This window comes from Nostoc sp. (genome assembly GCF_035638895.1).
Taxonomy (GTDB): Bacteria; Cyanobacteriota; Cyanobacteriia; order Cyanobacteriales; family Nostocaceae; genus Nostoc.
The window spans coordinates 1-2066 of record NZ_DASQZC010000315.1 but is presented as its reverse complement, the minus strand read 5'-3'; the positions used below and the strand labels follow the sequence as shown (position 1 = coordinate 2066).

Genomic DNA, 2066 nt, shown 5'->3' with positions numbered 1-2066 from the left:
AGGTTTATAAGGGTCAAATATGAATGTATTACTTCTATACCCCCGTTTTCCAAAAAGTTTTTGGTCTTTTGAAAAAACACTGGCTTTATTAGACCGCAAAGCAATGCTACCGCCTTTAGGCTTGGTAACTGTAGCCGCGATTTTACCTCAAGAATGGGAATTCAAGCTGGTTGATCGAAATGTTCGCGTCTGCACCGAAGCAGAATGGGCTTGGGCAGATTTGGTGATTATGTCGGCAATGATTGTGCAAAAAGAGGATTTGCTTTCTCAGATATTAGAAGCAAAACGCAGAGGTAAACGGGTAGCTGTGGGTGGCCCCTTCCCGACAGCGCTACCAGATGAAATGACATCCGCCGGAGCAGATTACTTAATATTGGACGAAGGGGAAATTACCCTACCCTTATTTGTAGCAGCGATCGCACGGGGCGATCGCACAGGTATTTTTCGCTCTGGCGGTGAAAAACCAGATGTCACCAATACTCCAACTCCTCGCTTTGACTTGCTAGAGTTTGAAGCCTACGCGGAGATGTCGGTGCAATTTTCGCGTGGATGTCCCTTTCAGTGTGAATTCTGCGACATTATTGTGCTATATGGTCGCAAACCCCGCACCAAAAACCCAGAACAGCTATTAGCAGAGCTTAATTATCTCTACAAATTGGGTTGGCGGCGCAGTATTTTTATGGTCGATGACAACTTCATCGGTAATAAGCGGAATGTCAAATTATTTTTGAAGTCCCTTCTGCCCTGGATGGTAGAACATAACTATCCATTTTCCTTTGCTACAGAAGCTTCAGTTGATTTAGCCCAAGATCAAGAACTGATGGATTTGATGGTAGCGTGTAATTTTGGAGCCGTTTTTCTAGGAATTGAAACCCCCGACGAAGAAAGTCTCACTTTTACTCAGAAATACCAGAATACCAGAGACTCCCTCAGTGATGCGGTGAATAGGATTACCCGCTCAGGGTTGCGAGTTATGGCAGGCTTTATCATTGGGTTTGATGGCGAGAAAGTAGGAGCCGGCGCACGAATTGTCAAGTTTGTCGAGCAAACAGCAATTCCCACAGCCTTATTTAGTATGTTGCAAGCGCTTCCAGATACAGCCCTTTGGCATAGATTAGAAAAGGAAGGACGACTCCGCAATAAATCAGCCAACATCAACCAAACTACGTTGATGAACTTTGTTCCAACTCGACCGTTAGAAGATATCGCTCGTGAATATGTGCAGGCGTTTTGTGATTTGTATGAGCCAGAGCGATTTTTGGAGCGTACATACAAACACTTCCGGCTTTTGGGCGAAGCAACCTATCCGAAAAAGGGCAAAGCCGCCAAAAAACCATTGGACTGGAAAGTACTCCGAGCGTTTCTAATTATTTGTTGGCGGCAAGGTGTACGTCGTCAGACGCGCTGGCAATTCTGGCGCAACTTGTGGAACATGTATCAGCATAATCCGGGTGGGGTGAGTAGCTACTTAGCTGTTTGTGCCCAAATTGAGCATTTCTTGGAGTATCGCCAAATTGTCCGCGATGAAATTGAGGCTCAAGTGGCTGAATTTCTGGAAGGAGAAGCTAAAGTAATACCTGAAGTACAAGTGATGGTTAATTCGTAGCGAATTAAATTTGCCAATACCCCGCAATGCCAATGCAGCCCGATGCAATGTTAATGCGTTCGTCTGCATTAAAAACGCTACGCTTTTACCGAGCTATCCGCGCCGAGAAAGCCCCTAAATTTATTTATGGGGTTCAAAATTATTGACTTTTGACTTCCCCAAAGGGGCTGCTATGCAGGGCAAACGCATGGGATTTCTAAAACCCCTGCTGGATAAGGATCTTGACGAAAAAATAGGCTCAATTAAAAAACGCCGAAACCCTTGCTATTAAAGGATTTTTATACTTTAGATGCGTTTGCCCTGGGCTGCTATGCCACCCGATAATTTGGAGATTAATGAAACGATCGCAGCACAATATGCTCAATTAGTGCTGGATTGTATTGGTCGGGAATATCCCCACAGTGGTCTGTATTGGGCTGATAGCGACGAGGATATAAAACCACCGCGTGAATTGACTCCT

General features: G+C 44.9%; 1 protein-coding gene. It reads left to right on the top strand.

Annotation, left to right across the window (positions count from 1 at the left end):
- Window positions 1–19: 19 nt before the first annotated feature.
- Window positions 20–1606, top strand: a complete 1587-nt coding sequence (locus tag VE944_RS15440; protein WP_324978452.1) for a B12-binding domain-containing radical SAM protein — start codon at window positions 20–22, stop codon at window positions 1604–1606.
- Window positions 1607–2066: the final 460 nt, after the last annotated feature.

What these genes read in the sequence shown, in the direction of transcription:
- VE944_RS15440 (WP_324978452.1), top strand. Translation starts at nt 20, where the DNA reads ATGAATGTATTACTTCTATACCCCCGTTTTCCAAAAAGTTTTTGGTCT.